The sequence below is a fragment of the Streptomyces sp. NPDC047886 genome, from assembly GCF_043204435.1.
Lineage (GTDB): Bacteria > Actinomycetota > Actinomycetes > Streptomycetales > Streptomycetaceae > Streptomyces.
Window position 1 is genome coordinate 777159 of sequence record NZ_JBIDCF010000002.1, and the last position, 20168, is coordinate 797326.

The window sequence follows — 20168 nt, forward strand, 5'->3', positions numbered from 1 at the left end:
GCTCGGTCCGCGCCGCTCAGACCCTGATGCGGGACAGCCGGCGGATGAGGAAGAACCCGACGGCGTACAGGGCGAAGGCGATCACCGAGCCGATCTGGCCGACGGCCGAGCCCGTCATCTTGTCCAGGGCGCCCGGACTCATGGCGTTGATCAGCAGCAGGAAGCCGAGGCCGAGGAGCGGGAGCGCGAAGGCGGTCACCTTCACCTGGGAGAGCAGGGTGGTGACCTCACGCCGGGTCTCCTTGCGTTCGTCGAGGGTGCCGGTGAGGTTGCGCAGGGAGGTGACGACCTGGCCGCCGGCCCTATTGGAGAGGACCAGGGTGGAGACGAGGACGACGAGTTCCCGGCTGGGCAGCCGTTCGGCGAGGTCGCCGAGGGCGTCGTCCAGGCTGTGGCCGACGGCGAGCTGGTCGGCGACCTTGCGGAGCTCCTGTCCCGCCGGGTCGTCCAGCTCGTCGGCGGCCATGGCGATGGCGGTACGGAGGGAGAGTCCGGCCTGCGTGGCGTTGGCGAGGACGCGGGTGAGCTCCGGGAGCTGGTTGATGAACGCCTCGGTACGCTTCTGGCGCTGCCAGTTGAGGAAGGCGTCGGCGCCCCACAGGCTCACCAGGGCGGCGAGGACCCCGAAGAACGGGGCGAAGACGGCGCCGACGGTGAAGTAGACGCCGAGGAGTGCGAGGAGCGCGTAGACCGCGTACTCGCCGGGGCTGATGTCGAGGCCCGTGACGGCGAGCTTGCGGTCGATCCTGCGGCCGAGGCGGGTGGCGCGCAGGGCCCGGTCGACACGGACGAACCGGCGCTGCCGACCGGTGAGGGCGAGCTGCCTGGTCTGCGCGATGCGCGCCTCGATGGCCTGGCGCTGGGCCCTGCCCGCGGCGTAGCTGTGCACGCCGACGATGCCGAGGAGGCAGGCGAGCAGGGTGACCCCGAGGGTCAGCAGCGGGAGATTGTCCATGGCGTTGTCCGTGTCGGTCGGGGGCGGGGGCGATGTCTTCCAGCGGGCGGGCGGTTCGGTCGTCGGTGCGGCGGCGATTCAGCGAAGCGGCGATGCGGTGGTGCGGTGGTGCGGTGGTGCGGTGGTGCGGTGGTGCGGGGCTTGGGCGGTCTGTCGGTTCGGTCGTTGGGGCGGTCCGGTGGTGCGGTCGTTGGGGCGGTCCGGTGGTCAGAGCGTGGTGCCTCGCAGGGCGAGCTGTTCCTCGGATCGGGCGACGCCGAACGCGGGCGGTACGGGTTCGTTCTTCATGTGGAGCCGCTCGGCGACCCGGCGCGGCACCGGGTGGTGTTCGAACTCGCCGTGGACCTGGCCGTCGGCCGTCATAGGGCGGGCCCGGAAGCGGCAGACCGTGACGATCCGGTACTCCTCACGGCCGTGCGAGTCCACCAGCGCGATCTCGGTGATCTTGCGGGCGCCGTCGGCGTGCCGGGTGAGCTGGACGATGACGTCGACCGCGCTGTTGATCTGGTCCTTGATCGCCGCGAACGGCACCTCCACCTCCGACATGGAGCCGAGGGTCTGCAGGCGCATCAGGGCGTCCTCGGCGCTGTTGGCGTGCACCGTGGCGAGCGACCCGTCGTGGCCGGTGGACATGGCCTGCAGCATGTCGAGGGTCTCGCCGCCGCGGACCTCGCCGACGATGATGCGGTCGGGCCGCATGCGCAGGGAGTTGCGGACGAGGTCGCGAATGGTGACGCGACCCTTTCCCTCGACGTTGGCGGGACGGGCCTCCAGGGTGATCACGTGCGACTGCTGGAGCTGGAGTTCGGCGGAGTCCTCGATGGTGACGATGCGTTCGCCGTCGGGGATCAGGCCCGACAGGGCGTTGAGGAGCGTGGTCTTGCCGGTGCCGGTGGCGCCGGACACGATCACGTTGAACTTGGCGCGGACGAGCCCGGCCAGCAGCATCACCATGTGCTCGTCCAGCGAGCCGAGGGCGACCATCTCCTGGAGCGTGAACGCGCGCGGGAACCGGCGGATGGTGAGAACGGGGCCGCTGAGCGAGAGCGGCGGGATGATGACGTTGACGCGTTCGCCGGACGGGAGCCGCGCGTCGACCATCGGATTCGACTCGTCCACACGGCGGTTGACGGTGGAGACGATCCGTTCGATGGTCTGCATCAGCTGCTCGGTGGAGGAGAACCGCATGGGCAGCTTCTCCAGCCGGCCCCGGCGCTCCACGAACACCTGCTCGGGGCCGTTCACCATGATCTCGCTGATGGAGGCGTCCTCCAGGAGTGGTTCGAGGATGCCGAGGCCGAGCGCCTCGTCCACGACACGGCGGATGAGCTGGGAGCGCTCGGTGGAGGACAGTACGGGGCCCTCGCGGCTGATGATGTGGCCCAGTACGCGTTCCAGGCGGGCGCGGCGCTCGGCGGCGGCCAGCGCGGACATCTCGGCGAGGTCGATCTCCTCCAGGAGCTTGACCCGGTATGTCCCGACGAGGTGGTTCTCCTCACCCTTGCCGTTCACCGGCTCGGGGCTGGTGATGCGTGCCCGCAGGCTCATCGGTTCCTCTCCACGGTTCTCCTCACGCCGCTCCCCTCAGCTGCGTGGAACGGTCAGTCGGCGGATGTGGTCACGGGCATGGTGGTGGTCCGGTGTGCCGTACCGAAGTCCAGTACGGGCAGGAGGCTCGGGATCCTTATGCTCGCGCTGCCCCGTGCCCGCTCCCCGTCGGCGACGGCGCTGATGTCCGCGTCGTCGGCGAGCCAGCCGCTGACGGCGCTCCGGCCGGCCGCGCCGCCGTCGCCGCCCTGCGAGGCGACCCGGGCGGCCGCCCGTGACGCGGTGCCCGCCTGCTGCACCGCGTACGCGACGATGCCGAGCTGGATCGCGGCGAGGGCGACGAAGAGGAGCACGGTGATCCAGCCGACGTACTCGACGGCGGACTGACCGCCCTCCCGGCGGCCGGGACCGGCGAGCGCGGTGCGGGTGCGGTGCGGCAGGCCAGCCGCGCGGGCGGTACGGACGCGGGCGCGGGCGCGGTGCGCACGCGCGGCCGCACGGGCGGTAGCGGGGGCGGGGTGCGTGGGCATCGTCAGCCCCTCTCGTTCGCGGCGGACGCGTGGCCGGTGACGGGGACCGGGACGGTGAACCCGGGGAACAGTACGGGTACGTCGAGCCGGACCCTGGCCGTGTACACGTCGCCCGCCTCGCCGCACGCGGTCGTGGCGGTCCATGCCGAGCCCACGTTCCGCTGGGCCGCCGCCGCGCACGCCCCGGCGCCGGAGACCGTACCGGCCCGCGCGCCCTCGTCGGCGGCGTTGCCCGCGAGCGCGTACGTGTAGCCGACGAGCGCGGCCTGCCAGAGCAGGACCAGCGTGCCGAGGATGATCGGCACCATTCCGGTGAACTCGACCGCCGCCTGCCCTCGGTCGTCACGTAGGCGATGCTGTCTCATGGTTCAACGCGCCCCCTCGGTACGCATGTCTCTCGCCGTCTACGGCATGTCACCTCGGTACGGGATGCCACGTCGGTACAGGTGTGGCCGGTACCGCGGCGTCCTACCTGGTACGTGTGCGGCGCGGCCCGACCGCTCCGCGGTCACCGCCGCGGAGCCGGCCCTGCCGGTCGCCCTTGCCTCCCCTGTCCCCTCCTTCGGGCGTCCTCACCAGACCCAGTTCCCCCGCGAGGCCCCACAGAGCCTGTTTGACGGTCGACTTGGCCTCCAGGTCCTGCAACCGGCCCGCGTCCACCACGGGCTGGAGTTCTTTGAAGTTCGCCGGTACGGCGACGCGTGAAACCCGTGTGCCGGTGATCTTCTCGACCAGGGACGGCTGGATCTCCGTGTTGCGCGTGTGCCGGTTGACGACGGTGACGGTCTCCTCGGCCTTACGGATCTGCAGCCGGTCCCAGAGCCTGACCATGCGTTTCGCGGCCCGCACGGCCACCACGTCGGGTGTCACCACGAGCAGGGTGGTGTCGGCCATCTCGATGGCGGCGGCGTTCGCGGCGTTCATCTGCGTGCCGCAGTCCACGACGACGACCTCGTAGCGGTTGCGCAGGGCGCTGACGATCTGGCGCACCGACCGGTCGGTGACCTCCTCGCCGCGTTCGCCGTCCCCGGGGGCGAGCAGCAGGCCGATACCGGTGGCGTGCGCGTACAGGGCGTCCTGGAGCACCCGCGGCGAGATGTCCTGGATCGCGGCGAGGTCCACCACGGACCGCCGGAACTGCACGTCCAGGTAGGAGGCGACGTCGCCGGACTGGAGGTCGAGGTCGGCGAGCGCCACGGTCCTGCCGGACGCCCGCGCCGCGAGGGCCAGCTGGACGGCGGTGACCGTGGTGCCGACGCCGCCCTTCGCGCCGCTGACCGTGACGACCGTGCCGCCGGGTCCCGTGAAGACGTCGCCGCCCTGGCCGAGGTGGCGCCGGACCCCGACGGACCAGGCGGCCGCCGACTGGACGCGCTGGGCGAGTTCCTCGTACGACAGGGGCAGCCCGACCAGGCCCCGGGCGCCGGAGTCCATCGCCGCCGAGTACAGGCCGGGCGTCATGTCGGCGGTGACGAGGACGACCCCGACGGCAGGGAAGCGGAGGGCGACCTCCCGGATGAGTTCGAGTGCGGGCACCGGACCGATCCGCTCATGGACCAGGACGACCTCCGGGAGCTCGTCCAGCGATTCGCCGGCGAGCCGCGCGAGGGTGTCGAGCAGTGAGGTGGAGTCACCGACGGGGCCGGCGGGTTCGGCGTCGGGGAGCTGGCTGAGCAGCGTGGTGACGGAACGGGCGGCGTCGGCGTCCCCGACGGCCGGGAGGATGCGTGTGGTCATCCGGCCCTCACTTGTTCTTGTCTTCGTCGAGCGTGTAGCTGCCCTCGCCGGGCCGGAGCACCGTGGGGCTGTCCTTGGGCAGCAGGGCCAGCCGTACGTGCTTGGCGAACGATTCCGCGTAGGCGACGCGCTGGGCGTCGGCCGTGCTGAGCGCGAAGGTGATGGGCACGGCCTCACGGATGCCGATGCCCCGGTTCTCGTTCCGCTTCTGGTCGAACGGGGTGAGCTTGCCGACGTCGAGTACCCGGGCGTTGGCGACGATGATCCGGGACTCGGCGACGGCGTCCTTGCCGCGCCCCTCGTCGTCGAAGGTGGCGAAGATGTTCACCAGGGCCCCGGTGGTGATCTTCCCGGCGACGCCGGTGGCGGCGTCGATCATGATGGCGATCTCCTGCTGGCCGCTCTCCAGGGCGGGCCGTCTGGCGATCATGTCGTTCTGGAGCAGCGAGCCCTTCTTGAGGTCGGTGACCGCGATCTTCTCCTTGACGACGGCGAGGTCGGTGACCGCGTTCGGCGAGAGCCACCGCTCGGGCATCCGGATCTTCTCGAACTGGGTCGGCTGGAGGGAGGTGTACGCGGCCACGTCGGCTTTCACGCGGTAGGCGTCCACCTCGGGGCCGACCTTCGCCTGGACGTCGCTGATCACCGTGACCACGCCGGCGAACGCGGCGAGCGCGCAGAGGACGGACAGGACAAGGAGAATGACACCGCGGCGCTGACGTGAATTCATGGGCGGCACGACCTCGTGGGACGACTCGGACGACGTGGACTGCTCTGACGACGTGGGCTGCTCTGACGACGTGGACTGCTCTGACGGCTCTGACGACGTGAACGGATCGGACGACGACACGGGCCGGGACGGCTCGGGCGGGCGGCCGGCGCGGGAGGCCGGGGCTGCGGCGGCTTCGCGGCGTGTGCGGCGTGGCGTGCGACGGCGGCGTTCACCGGTTCGGTACGCCGGGTCCGTGCGCGCCGTGCCGCTGCTGCTGCTCGGGTGGTACGAGCGGGGCCGCGCAGAAGCCGCAGCGGTCGCCGATCAGGTCGATGCCGCACCAGGAGCAGACCTCCCGGCGCACCGAGGCGACCAGTTGGTAGAGCACCGAGATGTCCGGCAGGTAGGCGGCGAACTCGACCAGCTTGGACGTCCCCCACCAGGCGGGCGAGTCGGCCGGCAGGGCGCTCTCGTCGACGCCCTGCACCCGCCAGGCGGGCGCCAGCGTCTCGGTCACCCACGGGGACTGCAACTGCCCCCTGGCGGTGATCAGCCGCGTACCGAACCCGGGTCCTTCGAGTGCGTCGCCCTGGCCGATCCGGATGAGCTGGGGCGCCGGGTTGGCGAGGACGCCGAACTGCGAGCCCGGCACCCAGGACTTGGCGTGCGCCTTGAGGCTCACCGGCACCCTGTCCAGCCGGGCGACGGTGTTGAGCAGCGCGCCCGCGTAGATGTAGTGGGACAGCAGCCGGGCGGCGGAGGCGACGGTTCCGGGCCCGAAGTCGCAGATCGACAGCTGGCGGAGCTGGCGGACGAGGACGGCGACGCCGAGTGGCGGCAGGTCGAGGGCGACGAGGGCGATGCGGTCGCTCTCCAGGACCGCCCGTACGGTGTGGAGGCGGCGCACATGGGCGGCCGGGACGGACGCCGGGTACAGGACGACGACATGGCCGTGCTGCTCGACGAGGATCTGCATGTCGGCGAGCGCGGCGTCGAGGGGCTGGGCGTCGGGGTGCGGCAGCAGGGCGGCGGTGGGTGTCTGGTGGTCGGTCGGTGGTAGCACCAGATCGGCACTGGTGACGGCAATCGCGGTCGGCACGCTGGTTCCCCGTTCGGCTCCGGCCACCGGTGGTCCCGGCGAACCGCAGATACCTGCTGCTCCGTGCACTCACTCGTGTCCCCGCACTTTATCGGCGACTTAGGTGCCGGAGAACAGCTTTCGGACTTCCCGATGGGGCGCACGCGGGAGCTCTCCGCGCCGCCAAACAGGGCGAATGCGGCAGGAGTTGACTTCCGTTCACTTCTGTACCGGTCCGTACGCCGCCAGAGGTCTTGACAACTCGATTGGTCTGGACCAGCTTACGGGGCAGACACGGCAGCGCGGTGGCCACCGCTCCCTGAAGCACCTCCTCCCACCCCCCTCCTTCCCCCCTTCTCCCCACCCCCTTCTCCCCATTCCCTTCTCCCCATTCCTTCCTCCCCATCCCCTCCTCCCCACCCCTCACCCCCACCCCTCACGGAGGCAGCAAGTGGACGTCACCACATCCGCGGGTGTCCGCCGCGGCCGCAGATGGCTGGGCGCGGCCCTGGCCCTCGCCGTCGGCTCCGGGCTCGCCCTGACCGGCGGCTCGGGCAGCGCCCTGGCCGCCGAGGACATCAACGTCGCCAAGAACGCCGGCTTCGAGGCCGGGCTCACCGGCTGGACCTGCTCCGCCGGCAGCGGCGCCACCGTCTCCTCGCCCGTCCGCAGCGGCACCGCCGCGCTGAAGGCCACGCCCGCCGGGCTCGACAACGCCAAGTGCTCCCAGACCGTGGCCGTGAAGCCGGGCTCCACCTACCGGCTGAGCGCCTGGGTCCAGGGCGGCTACGCCTACCTGGGCGCGAGCGGCACGGGCACCACCGACGTCTCGACCTGGACGCCGGACTCGGCGGGCTGGAAGCAGCTGACCACCACGTTCACCACGGGCGCCAACACCAGGTCGGTGACGGTCTACACGCACGGCTGGTACGGAACGGCCGCCTACCACGTGGACGACGTCTCCGTCTTCGGACCGGACGGCGGCGGTGGCGGCGACCCCGATCCCGTGGTGCCCCCGACGCCCGCGGGCCTCACCACCGGCGCGGTCACCGCGTCGTCGGTGGCGCTCACCTGGAACGCGGTGTCCGGCGCGACCGGCTACCACGTCTACCGGGACGGTACGAAGGTCCAGTCGGTGAGCGGCACGTCGGCGACCGTGAGCGGGCTGGCGGCGAACACCTCGTACAGCTTCCAGGTCTCGGCCGGCAACGCGGCCGGCGAGTCCGCGAGGTCCGCCGCCGTGACCGGCAGGACAGCGCCGGGCGGTACCGACCCCGACCCGTCGGTGCCGAAGCACGCGGTGACCGGCTACTGGCAGAACTTCGACAACGGCGCCAAAGTGCAGAAGCTGCGGGACGTCCAGGCGCAGTACGACATCATCGCCGTCTCCTTCGCGGACTCGACGGCCACCCCCGGGCAGATCGTCTTCAACCTCGACCCGGCCGTCGGCTACGCGTCGGTCGCGGACTTCAAGGCCGACATCGCCGCGAAGAAGGCGGCCGGCAAGTCCGTGATCATCTCCGTGGGCGGCGAGAAGGGCAACGTCGTCATCAACAGCGACGCCTCGGCCACCGCGTTCGCGAACAGCGCGTACGCCCTGATGCGGGAGTACGGCTTCAGCGGGGTCGACATCGACCTGGAGCACGGCATCAACTCCACGTACCTGACCAAGGCGCTGCGCCAGCTGTCGGCGCAGGCGGGCCCCAAGATGGTGCTGACGATGGCGCCGCAGACCATCGACATGCAGAACACGGGCACCGAGTACTTCAAGACGGCGCTCGCCGTGAAGGACATCCTCACGGTGGTCAACATGCAGTACTACAACAGCGGCTCCATGCTGGGCTGCGACGGCAGGGTGTACGCGCAGGGGTCGGTGGACTTCCTCACCGCGCTCGCCTGCATCCAGCTGGAGAACGGGCTCGCGCCCTCCCAGGTCGGTCTCGGTGTCCCCGCGTCGCCGCGCGGCGCCGGCAGCGGCTATGTCGACCCGTCCGTCGTGAAGAACGCGCTGGACTGCCTGACGCGGGGCACCGGCTGCGGCTCCTTCAAGCCCGCCAAGACCTACCCGTCCCTGCGTGGCGCGATGACCTGGTCCACCAACTGGGACGCCACCGCGGGCAACGCCTGGTCGAACGCGGTCGGACCGCACGTCCACGGCCTGCCGTAGCCACTGGCCCGCTGCCCTGGTGGGTGCCCGTGACCGGGCCCTACCAGGGCAGTTCGCGTACCTGCTGCACGCACAGCACGAGGAACAGCAGCCCCGCCGCGCCGAGCATGCCGTTGCTCAGCCAGCCGTTGCGCCACTCGCGCGGCGTACGGGAGGAGTTGAGGAGCCACACCAGGGTCAGCGCCAGGAACGGCATGAAGAAGGCGCCGATCAGGCCGTACACGATCACCAGCCCGAACGGCTGGTCCAGGAAGAGCAGCGCCATCGGCGGGAAGGTCAGCCAGAGCAGGTACGCGCGGAACGGCAGCGACTTCTCGCGGGCCACGACCGTCGTCGCGTCGCCCCCGCCGCTCCCCCGGAATCGGCTGACGAAGTCCGCGAACATCAGGCTCACGCCGTGCCAGACGCCGATGAGGGAGGTGAAGGACGCCGCGAAGAAGCCGATGAGGAACAGCTTGGCGGTGGCGGCCCCGTACTCCTTCTCCAGCACGCCGCCGAGGCCCAGGAGGCCCTTGCCGCTCTCGGCGAGGGCGACGCCCGACGAGTGCAGCAGCTCGGCGCCGACGAAGAGCATCGCGACGACGAAGACACCGGTGGTGAGGTAGGCGACGCGGTTGTCGAGCCGCATGACCTTCATCCAGCCCGCGTCCGTCCACCCCTTGGCGTTGACCCAGTAGCCGTACGCGGCGAGCGTGATCGTCCCGCCGACGCCGCCGATCAGACCGAGGGTGTAGATCAGCGAGCCGTCCGGCAGGACCGGCGCCAGACCGGCGACGGCCTCGCCGATGTTGGGCGAGACCCGGACCGCGAGGTAGAGGGTGACCACGAACATCACGCCGACGAGGACGGTCATGACCTTCTCGAAGACGGCGTACCGGTTGAACCAGACGAAGACCAGCCCCACGAGGCCGCACGCGATGGCCCACCACTTCAGGTCCATGGAGCCCGGGAACAGCGCGGCGAGCGGCAGCGCGCTGGACGACATGGCGGCGGCGCCGTAGACGAAGCCCCAGACGACGACGTATCCGGCGAAGTAGACGGTCGTCCAGGGGCCGAGGCTGCGCCAGCCGTCGAAGAGGGTGCGTCCGGTGGCCAGGTGCCAGCGGCCGGCGGCCTCGGCGAGGGAGATCTTGACGAGGCAGCCGATGACGGCGGCCCAGAGGAGGGTGTATCCGAACTTGCTGCCCGCGATGAGCGTCGCGACGAGGTCGCCCGCCCCGACGCCGGTGGCCGCGACGACGATGCCGGGCCCGATGTGCCGCCAACTCGCCTTGCGGAGCACGGGGGTCTCCCCCGCTCTGCCCGAACCCGTGCCGCTCCGGGTGGTGTCCGCGGTGTCTGCCATGCGTGGCCGCCTTCCCCTCGTCCCACGATCAACAGATGTGACCCGGGTCACGAAAGCGGCTGCGCGGTGATCGCGCAAGGGGGCGCTCCGCCGGGATGGACCGCGCCGTGGCCAAAGCCCGACTCTTGACGCGCTCATGCCAGAGCCGCATCCTGCGTCGCACGGGGACGCCCCCCGTACCCCCCACTCAGGAGACAGCATGCGACTTCGCATACGCGGCAGAAGGTCCGCCACCCTCACGGCCTTACTGGCGCTCGCCGTCGCGGCACCGCTCACCGCCACCGCGACCACCCCGAGCGCACCCGCCGCACCCTCGACCGCCCCGGCCGCCACCACCGACGAGGTCATCCGGCAGTACGAGATCCACGGTCCGGCCACCGCCGCCGACCGGACGGCCCTCGCCGCCACCGGCGTCGCCATCGACGAGGCCGACGGCCACTCGGTCGTCGTCAGCGCCGACACCGCGCAGGCCAAACGGCTGCGCGCCCTCGGCTACCGGCTGGAAGCCCTGCCCACACCTCCGGCGCGGACGAACGGGATGGCCGTCGAACCGCTCGACTTCCCGCCAGCCGACTCGCGCTACCACAACTACGCCGAGATGAACGCGGAGATCAACCAGCGCCTCCAGCAGTACCCGAACATCATGAGCAAGCGCGTCATCGGCAAGTCGTACCAGGGCCGCGACATCATCGCCATCAAGATCAGCGACAACGTGGCGACGGACGAGAACGAGCCCGAGGTCCTCTTCACCCACCACCAGCACGCCCGCGAACACCTCACCGTGGAGATGGCCCTCTACCTGCTGCGCGAGCTCGGCGCGGGCTACGGCTCCGACTCCCGCGTCACCAACGCCGTCAACAGCCGCGAGCTGTGGATCGTGCCGGACCTCAACCCGGACGGCGGCGAATACGACATCGCCTCCGGCTCGTACCGCAACTGGCGCAAGAACCGGCAGCCCAACCCGGGCTCCTCGTACGTCGGTACGGACATGAACCGCAACTGGGACTACAAGTGGGGCTGCTGCGGCGGCTCATCGGGCTCCTTCGGCTCCGACACCTACCGGGGCTCCGCCCCCGAGTCCGCGCCCGAGGTGAAGGTCGTCGCCGACTTCGTCCGCTCCCGGGTCATCGGCGGCAAGCAGCAGATCAAGGCGGGCGTCGACTTCCACACGTACAGCGAGCTGATCCTCTGGCCGTTCGGCTACACCTACGCCGACACGGCGCCGGGCATGACGCAGGACGACCGCAACGCCTTCGCGGCGGTGGGCCAGAAGATGGCCGCGAGCAACGGCTACAAGCCGGAGCAGTCGAGCGACCTGTACATCACGGACGGGTCGATCGACGACTACCTGTGGGGCGCGCACAAGATCTTCGGCTACACCTTCGAGATGTACCCGCGCAGCTCCTCGGGAGGCGGCTTCTACCCGCCCGACGAGGTGATCGAGCGCGAGACGAGCCGCAACCGCGACGCGGTACTCCAGCTGATCGAGAACGCGGACTGCATGTACCGGTCGATCGGCAAGGAGCAGCAGTACTGCGCCTGATCCCGACGACGCGCCGACCGGCGCGGTACGGGCTTCCCCGCCGTACCGCGCCGGTCAGCGCGGGTCACGGCCCGCCGCACGCCCTGCGTTACGGCCCGCCTCACGGCCTGACTTACGGCCCGCCGCACGGCCTGCCTTACGGCCCGCCTCACAGGGGGCCGAGCCACTCCACGGCGAACCGCGCCACGGCGGTCGTCCAGGAGCCGAGGCTCGCGGGCAGGATGAGGGCGTACAGGAGGGCGGAGACACCGAAGACGAGGTGGAACGCCATCTTGACGCCGATCTCGTGCTCCCCGTCCCAGGTGCTCATGGTGAGGACGAGGAACTTGACGAACAGCCCGGCGAACCAGGCCAGTGGCACCGACACCACGACGTAGACCAGGGTCCACACCACCGCGGGGCCCGGCCCCTCGCCGCCGAACAGCACCCGGATGCTGACGCCGCAGAGGAGGAGCGGGACGAGCGAGAGGACCGTGCCGAGCAGCGTCGCCCGCAGCCCGGCGGCCTTGACCTGGGGGGCCCTGCCGGCACGCTGCCCGGCGGGGGCGGCCGACGCGTGCGCCGCGGCCGGCGCTCCGGCGGCGGTCTGGTCCTGCGGGACATCCCGCACGGCCCCGGCGACCGGGGCCTGTCCCGGCACCACGACCGCACGCGGCGGGCGCGGGGCGGAACGCGGGGTCGCGGCCGTCGGCGGGGGCGCTGCGGGCGGGGTCGCGGCCGTCGACGGGGTGGCGGCGGGCGGGGTCGCGGCCGCGCCGTCCAGCACCTCCCCGGCGACGACTCCGCCGCCCGTCACCGTGTCGAGACGGTGCGCCATCTCGCCCGTGAGGCGTCGCAGCGACTCGCGCAGGTCCGCCAGTTCGGCGTCGGCCGTCGCCATCAGCCGGTCGTAGTCCTCCAGCACGGGCGCGGCCACGCGGCCCGGCCGCTCCTCAGCGGCCGCCGGTTCCTGACGGCGGCGCAGTTCCTCGGCCTCCCTGCGGAACTCCTCGGCCTCCCGGCGGGCCTCGATCAGCAGCAGCTCGGCGGTGTCCCGGTCCTGCTGGGCCTCCTGCAGCCGGCGCTGCACCTGCATGAGTCTGAGCTCCGACGCCTGGAGGTCGGCGTGGATCTCGGACAGCGCCTGGGCGCGCCCCTCCGAGCGGGCGCGCTCGGCCTGCTCCTCCAGCGCGGTGCAGCGGTCCTGCAGCGACCCGACGGTGTGCAGGAGCACGGTGATGATCTGCTCCGCCCGGCCCCGGTACGCCTCGGCGTCCGCACCGCGCTCCATGTGGACGTTGACGATGTACTGCCGCTGATGGGTGATCTGCTGATCGCGCCGGGCCTGGTAGACCCTGCCGTCGTCGGATGCCTCTCCCCGCATCCCAGCACTCTAGCTCCGGGGGGTGACAACGGGCTCGCCCGGCAACAGGCTTGTTCCGCACTGGACTTGTCCCGCGCCGGGCGGTACCTCGACGGGCTTGTCCAGCGCCGGGCTGGTACGTCGCCGGGCTGGTACGTCACCGGGCCGGCTGCTCGGCGGGCCGGTACCTCGACGGGCTCAGTCGAGGACCGCCAGCGCGTCGATCTCGACGAGCAGACCGGCGGGCAGGCCGACGTAGACGGTCGTCCGGGCGGCGGGCGGCGCGGTCAGGTCCTTGAACCACTCGTCGTAGATCTCGTTCAGCTCGGCGAAGTGGTCCGTGTCGGTGAGGTAGACGCGGATCATCACCACGTCGTCCCAGCCGGCGCCGCCCTCGGTGAGGACCGCCCCGACGTTGGCGAGGGTCTGGAGGGCCTGCTCGCGCAGGGTGGGGCCCGCGACGGTCGGCGGTTCGCCCTCGACGGCGGGCAGGAAGCCGACCTGTCCCGCGACCTGGAGGATGCTGCCCTTGCGGACGCCGTGTGAGAAGCGGGCGGGCGGCGCGGTGTGGGTGGGCGGGACGATCGCCGTCTTCCCGGTCCCGCCGGCCTTCACAGTCCCGGCGGGCTTCCCGGTCCCGCCGGCCTTCCCCGTCTCGTCGTTGCTGCTGTCGCTCTTCGTTGTCATGGCGCTTCCTTCGGGGGTGTGGTGCCGGAGTAGTCGTCGCTGACGGCGTCGGCGGTGCGGCGCACCAGCGGCAGCAGGGCGAGGAGTTCGTCGGCGGTGACGACGACGTTCGGCGCCGACACGGACATGGCGGCGACCACGCGGCCGTCGGCGCCCCGGATCGGTGCGGCGACGCAGTTGATGGACTCCTCGTGGCCGCCGAGGTCGGTGGCCCAGCCCTGTTGGCGTACGGTCGCGAGCTCCTGCAGGAAGGCGGCGGCGTTCGGGGTCGAACGGGCCGTGTACAGGGGGTAGTCCAGCTTCGCGGCGAGTGCGCGGCGCTCGGCTTCCGGGAGGTCGGCGAGGAGGAGCTTCGCGACGGCGGCGACGGTGATCGCGACGGGTTTGCCGATCCGCGAGTACATCCGCACCGGGTAGCGGCTCTCGACCTTGTCGATGTAGAGGACCTCGCCCTCCTCGTGGACGGCGAGGTGCACGGTGTGCCCGGTCTCCTCGTTGAGCCGGACGAGATGGGGGTGGGCGATCTCGCGGACGTCGAGGTTCTCGACGGCCTCCTGGGCGAGGGCGAACAGCCGGGCGCCGAGCCGGTAGCGCTGGTCCTGCTGGCGGTGGACGAGGCCGTGCTCGTGGAGGGTGCGGAGCAGCCGCAGCGCGGTCGACTTGTGGACGCCGAGCCGATCGGCGACCTGCCCGAGGTCGGCGGGCCCCTGCGCGAGCAGCGGCAGGATGCTCAGCGCGCGGTCGACGGTCTGGCTCATGGGGTGCGTACCTCCTCGTCGTCCCGGCCTTCGGCCCGGCCCCCGGCCCGGGGGGCGGCCCAACCGGGGCCGAGACGCAGTCTCCCCCACGCGGCGTCGTCCAGCGCGACCAGCCGGTCGGCGTGTACGGCGGAGGGGAGGGCTCCGGCGTCGCCCAGGTCGCCGGGGGCGGTGAGGGCGGCGGCTGCCATGAGGTGGCCGTGCCGCAGCCGGTCCCGTACGGGCAGGCCCCGCAGGGTGGCGGAGAGGAACCCGGCGGCGAAGGCGTCCCCCGCGCCCGAGGCGGCGACGACGTCGACGCGCGGCGCGGGGACGAACGTCGCGGTGTCCGTGACGTCCTCGCAGAGGCCCCCGGTGTCCCGGTCGAAGGCGACCGCCCCGCCCCGGCCGTACTTGACGACCAGGACCTCCGGCTCGGGCAGCGCGTCACGGACGGCGCGGGCCCCGTGCAGGCCCCACACCTGGCGCGCCTCGTCGTCGCCGACGAACACGAGGTCGGCGCCGCGCGCCAGGTCCAGGAGCACGGGCGCGGCGGTGGCGTCACGCCACAGGGCGGGCCGGTGGTTGACGTCGAAGGAGACGAGCGGCCTGCCGGGACGGCGGGTGGTGAGGTCCCGCATCAGGGCGAGGCAGCCGGCCGACAGGGCGGCGGTGATGCCGGACAGGTGGAGGACGCGGGCCCGGTTCACCGCGGCGTACGGGACGGTCTCCGGGGACATCGCGGAGGCGGCCGAGCCCGTGCGGTAGTAGACGGCCTCGTGACCGGGGGCCGCCCGGTCGGCGCCGGTGCGGAAGTAGACGCCCGTCGGGCGGTGCGGGTCGCGGCCGACCGCCGACACGTCGACCCCGTACGCGGCGACGGCCCGCACGAGGTGGTCGCCGAAGCCGTCGGCGCCGACACGGCTGACCCAGCGGGTGCGGTGGCCGCAGGCCGCGAGGGCGCAGGCGACATTGGACTCGGCGCCGCCGATGGCGCGGGTGAAGGACGGGACGTCGGCGAGGGGGCCGGGGGCCGACGGCAGGAAGGTGACCATGGACTCGCCGAGACAGACCACGTCGACGGCTTCGGTTCCGGTCACACTGGGGCTCCTCCCCGCTCGACGGGGTCCATTGACCCGGTGTCGTCCCGGATGTTAGACAGCCCGGAGCGATATACGCAATGACCGTTGCACAGAGCGCAACAGTGGATGAGGAGCCGCCCATGGCCGCCGACCCGCGCACCGCCGCAGCCGTAGCCGCAGGCGCAGCCGACCCGCGCACCGCCGCAGACACAGCCGCAGGCGCAGCCGCAGGCGCAGCCGCAGGCGCAGCCGCCGGACCCGCGGGCGACGCCGCCGCCGAAGCCGCACGGTTCGCCGCCCGCCTCGAGGACGAGCGGATCGACCACCGCTTCAAGGGGCTGCCGCCGGACGCGGACGGGCTGACGGTCGGCGAGCTGGCGGCCCGGCGCCGGAACCTCTTCACCGGCGGTTTCACCACGCCCGTGCTCGCCCTGTCCGCCGAGTCGCTGGAGCACAACCTCGCGGTCCTGGAGGGCTACTCCGAGCGGCACGGCCTCGCGTTCGCGCCGCACGGCAAGACGACGATGGCGCCGCAGCTGTTCGCCCGCCAACTGGAGTACGGCGCCTGGGGCATCACCGCCGCCGTCCCCCACCAGCTGCGGGTCTACCGGGCGTTCGGCATCCGGCGGATCTTCCTCGCGAACGAGCTCGTGGACGCGGCGGCCCTGCGGTGGATCGCCGACGAGCTCGCCGCCGACCCGGACTTCCGCCTCGTCTGCTACGTCGACTCCGTACGCGGTGCCGAACTGATGGACCTGGCCCTGAGCGACGCGGGCGCGTCCCGGCGGCTCGACGTCGTCATCGAGCTCGGCGCGGGCGAGGGGGCGCGCACCGGGGTCCGCGCGGACGCCGGCGTCATGGCGGTGGCCGAGGCCGTCGCCCGGACCGGCACCCTGCGCCTGGTCGGCATCGCCGGGTACGAGGCGCAGGTGCCGGACGCGTCCCCGGACACCGTGCGGACCTGGCTGCGGCGGCTGACCGGGCTCGCCGCCGAGCTCGACAGGGCGGGGCGCTTCGCGGACACCGACGAGATCATCGTCAGCGCGGGCGGCAGCGAGTGGTTCGACCTGGTCGCCGAGGTGTTCGCGGAGATCCCCCAACTGTCGGCGCCGGTCCTGAAGCTGCTCCGCTCGGGCGCGTACGTGTCGCACGACCACGGGCACTACGAGAGGCTGACGCCGTTCAACCGCGTCCCCGACGAGGGCGCCCTGCAGCCCGCGTTCCGCCTGTGGGCGCAGGTCGTCTCGCGGCCGTCGCCGGGGGAGGCGTTCCTCAACGCGGGCAAGCGGGACGTCTCCTACGACCTGCGGCTGCCGGAGGCGCGGGCCGTGCGCTCGTACCGGGACGGCACGGTCAGGGCCGCGACCGGCGTCACGGTCACGGCGCTCTCCGACCAGCACGCCTGGCTGCGCCTGGACGAGGACGCCGAGCTGGAGGTCGGCGACTGGGTGGGCCTCGGCCTGGCGCACCCCTGCACGGTGTTCGAGAAGTGGCCGCTGATCCCGCTGGTGGAGGCGGACGGCACGGTCGTCGACTACATCCGTACGTTCTTCTAGGCGCGGGGCCCGCCATGGACCTCGTCATCCGGGGCGCCCGCGTGGTCGACGGCACCGGGGGCCCCTCGTACCGCGCCGACGTGGGGGTGACCGGCGGCCGTGTCGCCGCGATCCGGCGGGCGGGCGAGCCCGCGCTCTCCGGCAGGCGCGTGCTGGACGCGCACGGGCTCGTCCTCTGCCCCGGGTTCATCGACATGCACGCGCACAGCGACCTCGCCCTGCTGCGCGACCCGGCGCACGAGGCGAAGGCGGCGCAGGGCGTGACGCTGGAGGTGCTGGGCCAGGACGGTCTCTCGTACGCGCCGGTGGACGACCGCACGCTCGCCGACGTGCGGACGGCGATCAGCGGCTGGAACGGCGACGGCGCGGACATCGCCTTCGACTGGCGGAGCGTCGGCGCCTACCTGGACCGGCTCGACCGGGGGTTCGGCGGGGAGGGCATCGCGGTCAACGCCGCCTATCTGGTGCCGCAGGGCACGGTGCGGGCCTACGCGGTCGGCTGGGACGACCGGCCGGCCACGGACGGCGAGCTGCGGCACATGCGCGGGCTCGTCGCCGAGGGGCTGGAGCAGGGTGCCGTCGGCATGTCGTCGGGGCTGACGTACACGCCCGGCATGTACGCGAGCGACGCCGAACTCACCGAGCTGTGCCGGGTGGTCGCCGCGTACGGCGGCTACTACTGCCCGCACCACCGCTCGTACGGGGCGGGCGCCCTGGCCGCGTACGAGGAGATGGTCGCCGTCGCGCGCGAGGCGGGCTGCGCCCTGCACCTGGCCCACGCCACGCTGAACTTCGGCGTCAACGAGGGCCGGGCGGCGGAGCTGCTGGCCGTCGTCGACCGGGCGCTCGGCCAGGGCGCCGACATCACCCTGGACACCTATCCGTACACGCCGGGCTGCACGACGCTGGCCGCCCTGCTGCCGAGCTGGGCGAGCGAGGGAGGGCCCGAGGCGGTCCTGGCCCGGCTGCGGGACGACGCGACGGCCGAGCGGATCCGCCACGACCTGGAGGTGACCGGTTCGGACGGCTGCCACGGCGTGCCCGTCGCATGGGACACCGTCGAGGTCTCCGGGGTCGGCGACCCGGCGCTCGCCGCCTTCGTCGGCCGCCGTGTGCCGGACTGGCCGACGGCGCGCCGGCTGCTGCTCGCCGACCGGCTCGGCCCGACGGTCCTCCAGCACGTCGGCCACGAGGAGAACGTCCGGGCGATCATGCGGCACCCGGTCCACACGGGCGGCTCCGACGGCATCCTGCACGGCGACAAGCCGCACCCCCGGGCCTACGGCACGTTCCCGCACTACCTCGGGCGGTACGTGCGCGAGCTCGGCACGCTGTCGCTGGAGGAGGCCGTCGCGCACCTCACCGGCCGCCCTGCCGCCCGGCTGCGGCTGCCGGACCGGGGCCTGGTGACGGTGGGCCACCGCGCGGACCTGGTGCTGTTCGACCCGGACACGGTCGCCGCCGGCGCCACCTTCGCGTCGCCGCGCACCCTGCCGACGGGCATCCCGTACGTCCTGATCGACGGGAGATTCGTGATGGCCGACGGCCGGCGCACCGATGTCCTGGCGGGACGCGCGGTACGCCGTACGCCGGTGGCGGGGGGCGTGTCCCGGGTCGTGTCCCGCTAGGAGTGTGCGGCTAGCCGCGCGAGGGCTCCGGGGTGCCCGTCGTCGCCAGCGGCGTACGGCCGGGGCGCGACAGGGCGTACGCGCCGGCCGCGCACACCGCGCCCGCCAGGACGAAGCCGTAGGCGGGCGTGGCCCCCGTGGGCGCCGTCTCGTACACGAGGGCGGCCGACAGCACGGCGACGACCCGCCCGGCACGGCCGTCCCACGCGGTCGCGGCGACCACGACCGCTCCCCACAGCGGGTACCAGGGCTGCACCATCGGCGACAGGGCGACCAGCGCGAGCAGGGCGAGGCCCAGCGCGTGCGCCGGGTCGAGGCGTCCGCGCCCCGCCCGTACGGCGAGGTGGGCGACCAGCGCGAGCGCGGCCATCAGGCCGAGGGACTGGACCGCCCGCTTCACCGGGCCCGGGTCGACGCCCGCCAGCAGGTGGAGCAGTTCGCCGAGCCCGAGGCCGAGGTCGCTGGTGGCGGAGAGCGCGGTGTGGATGGCTCCGGCGACGCTCTGCGTGCCGAGCCAGCCGAACCCGGTCCCGGCGAGCAGGCTCGCACCGGCCGCGACGGCGACGGCGGCCGCCCCGGGCACCAGGGCCTTCGCCACGCGGGCCGGAAGGGGCCCGCTCGCGGCCCTGCCGACCGCCACGGCGATGAACAGCAGGGCGAGCCCGGCCGGTGTCTTGACCATCATGGCGAGGCCGACGAGCGCGCCTCCGGCGACCGGGCGGCCGCGCAGCGCGAGGACGACCCCGGCCAGCATGAGGCCGGCCATCAGCCCGTCGTTGTGGAGGCCGCCGACGACGTGGATCAACAGCAGCGGGTTGAGGGCACCCAGCCACAGCGCCCCGCTCCCGTCCCCGTCCCTGTCCCCGTTCCCGTTCCTGTCCCCGTTCCCCCGGCTCCCCCGGGGCGACCGGGCCGGCCGGGGCAGCCGGGGCAGGGCCCAGACGATGAGGGCGAGCGCACCGAGGGCGATCAGCCGCATGCCCAGCACGGCCGGCACGATCGTCCCGTCCGTCACCCGGGTGACGGTCTGCGCCAGGAGCAGGAACACCGGTCCGTACGGGGCCGGGGTGTCGGTCCAGTTGCCGCCGACGCTCGCGGCGGCGTCCCCGCCGATGCCGTGCGGGTCCAGCACGGAGGGGCCGGCCCGGTAGACGTCGTGGCCTTCGACGACCATGGCGCCCTGCGCGATGTAGCTGTACACGTCGGCGCTGTACAGCGGCGGGGCGAGCAGCAGCGGCGCGGTCCACCAGAGGAGCGTGCCGAGCACCTCCCGTACGCCGCCCGGGGCCGGGTCCCGGCGGGCGAGCAGCCGCCCGTACCGCCACCAGGCGGCGACGAGCAGCGTCAGGCCGGCGTAGGCGACGACGGTCGCCACGAGCGTCACACCGGACCCGCGCGGCACCCACAGGCCCCACGGGTCGCGGGCGGGCAGGGCGCCGGCGCCCCAGCCCGCGGCGGCGACCGCGAGCGAACCGGCCGCCCCGAGGCGGCGGCATCCGACAGCGCTCAAGGACCACATGA

17 protein-coding genes are annotated in these 20168 nt (G+C 72.8%); 4 read left to right on the plus strand and 13 right to left on the minus strand.

Features of this window, described 5'->3' with window-relative positions:
• Window positions 1-16: 16 nt before the first annotated feature.
• The 7 genes from ACGF5U_RS09190 to ACGF5U_RS09220 all read right to left on the minus strand — a co-directional run bounded on the left by ACGF5U_RS09190 (window position 17) and on the right by ACGF5U_RS09220 (window position 6581).
• A complete protein-coding gene (locus tag ACGF5U_RS09190; RefSeq protein WP_392712302.1) occupies window positions 17-955 on the minus strand; it encodes a type II secretion system F family protein in 939 nt (312 codons plus the stop codon).
• Between the two features lie 207 nt (window positions 956-1162).
• Window positions 1163-2503 (minus strand): CpaF family protein, encoded by a 1341-nt coding sequence (locus tag ACGF5U_RS09195; RefSeq protein WP_392712300.1) that lies wholly within the window; start codon window positions 2501-2503, stop codon window positions 1163-1165.
• A 53-nt stretch (window positions 2504-2556) separates the two neighbouring features.
• Window positions 2557-3033 carry a TadE/TadG family type IV pilus assembly protein gene (locus ACGF5U_RS09200; RefSeq protein ID WP_392712298.1) on the minus strand — a complete coding sequence of 159 codons (477 nt, stop codon included), beginning with the start codon at window positions 3031-3033 and terminating at the stop codon, window positions 2557-2559.
• Between the two features lie 2 nt (window positions 3034-3035).
• A complete protein-coding gene (locus tag ACGF5U_RS09205) occupies window positions 3036-3398 on the minus strand; it encodes a TadE/TadG family type IV pilus assembly protein (RefSeq protein ID WP_392712297.1) in 363 nt (120 codons plus the stop codon).
• A 103-nt stretch (window positions 3399-3501) separates the two neighbouring features.
• Complete coding sequence (locus tag ACGF5U_RS09210; RefSeq protein ID WP_392712294.1) at window positions 3502-4770, minus strand: CpaE family protein; 1269 nt, start codon at window positions 4768-4770, stop codon at window positions 3502-3504.
• A 7-nt stretch (window positions 4771-4777) separates the two neighbouring features.
• Complete coding sequence (cpaB, locus tag ACGF5U_RS09215) at window positions 4778-5500, minus strand: Flp pilus assembly protein CpaB (protein WP_392712293.1); 723 nt, start codon at window positions 5498-5500, stop codon at window positions 4778-4780.
• 211 nt (window positions 5501-5711) lie between these two features.
• Complete coding sequence (locus tag ACGF5U_RS09220) at window positions 5712-6581, minus strand: hypothetical protein (RefSeq protein WP_392712291.1); 870 nt, start codon at window positions 6579-6581, stop codon at window positions 5712-5714.
• Between the two features lie 430 nt (window positions 6582-7011).
• On the opposite strand from ACGF5U_RS09220, the gene ACGF5U_RS09225 reads away from it, so the two are divergent.
• Window positions 7012-8727: a chitinase gene (locus ACGF5U_RS09225; RefSeq protein ID WP_392712290.1), complete on the plus strand. Its 1716-nt coding sequence runs from the start codon at window positions 7012-7014 to the stop codon at window positions 8725-8727.
• Window positions 8728-8767: 40 nt separating this feature from the next.
• Here the strand turns inward: ACGF5U_RS09225 and ACGF5U_RS09230 are convergent, their stop codons facing one another.
• A complete protein-coding gene (locus tag ACGF5U_RS09230) occupies window positions 8768-10072 on the minus strand; it encodes an Nramp family divalent metal transporter (protein WP_392712289.1) in 1305 nt (434 codons plus the stop codon).
• Between the two features lie 199 nt (window positions 10073-10271).
• Between ACGF5U_RS09230 and ACGF5U_RS09235 the strand changes: the two genes are divergently transcribed.
• On the plus strand, window positions 10272-11615 hold the full coding sequence (locus ACGF5U_RS09235; RefSeq protein WP_392712286.1) for a M14 family metallopeptidase: 1344 nt from the start codon (window positions 10272-10274) through the stop codon (window positions 11613-11615).
• Between the two features lie 148 nt (window positions 11616-11763).
• On the opposite strand, the gene ACGF5U_RS09240 is transcribed toward ACGF5U_RS09235, so the two are convergent.
• The 4 genes from ACGF5U_RS09240 to ACGF5U_RS09255 form a co-directional block, all read right to left on the minus strand.
• Window positions 11764-12978, minus strand: coding sequence for a hypothetical protein (locus ACGF5U_RS09240; protein ID WP_392712285.1), 1215 nt, complete (start codon window positions 12976-12978; stop codon window positions 11764-11766).
• Window positions 12979-13155: 177 nt separating this feature from the next.
• Window positions 13156-13644 (minus strand): RidA family protein, encoded by a 489-nt coding sequence (locus ACGF5U_RS09245; RefSeq protein WP_392712284.1) that lies wholly within the window; start codon window positions 13642-13644, stop codon window positions 13156-13158.
• On the minus strand, window positions 13641-14402 hold the full coding sequence (locus tag ACGF5U_RS09250) for an IclR family transcriptional regulator (protein ID WP_392712282.1): 762 nt from the start codon (window positions 14400-14402) through the stop codon (window positions 13641-13643). The genes ACGF5U_RS09245 and ACGF5U_RS09250 overlap by 4 nt, the downstream gene beginning before the upstream one ends.
• Window positions 14399-15481, minus strand: coding sequence for a sugar kinase (locus ACGF5U_RS09255; RefSeq protein WP_392712280.1), 1083 nt, complete (start codon window positions 15479-15481; stop codon window positions 14399-14401). Before ACGF5U_RS09255 ends, ACGF5U_RS09250 begins: the two co-directional genes overlap by 4 nt.
• A 122-nt stretch (window positions 15482-15603) precedes the next feature.
• On the opposite strand from ACGF5U_RS09255, the gene ACGF5U_RS09260 reads away from it, so the two are divergent.
• Both ACGF5U_RS09260 and ACGF5U_RS09265 read left to right on the plus strand, forming a co-directional pair.
• A complete protein-coding gene (locus ACGF5U_RS09260; RefSeq protein ID WP_392712278.1) occupies window positions 15604-17019 on the plus strand; it encodes an amino acid deaminase in 1416 nt (471 codons plus the stop codon).
• A gap of 14 nt (window positions 17020-17033) precedes the next feature.
• Complete coding sequence (locus ACGF5U_RS09265; RefSeq protein WP_392712276.1) at window positions 17034-18647, plus strand: amidohydrolase family protein; 1614 nt, start codon at window positions 17034-17036, stop codon at window positions 18645-18647.
• 10 nt (window positions 18648-18657) lie between these two features.
• Here the strand turns inward: ACGF5U_RS09265 and mptB are convergent, their stop codons facing one another.
• Window positions 18658-20166, minus strand: a complete 1509-nt coding sequence (gene mptB, locus ACGF5U_RS09270; protein WP_392712274.1) for a polyprenol phosphomannose-dependent alpha 1,6 mannosyltransferase MptB — start codon at window positions 20164-20166, stop codon at window positions 18658-18660.
• Between the last annotated feature and the right edge of the window lie 2 nt (window positions 20167-20168).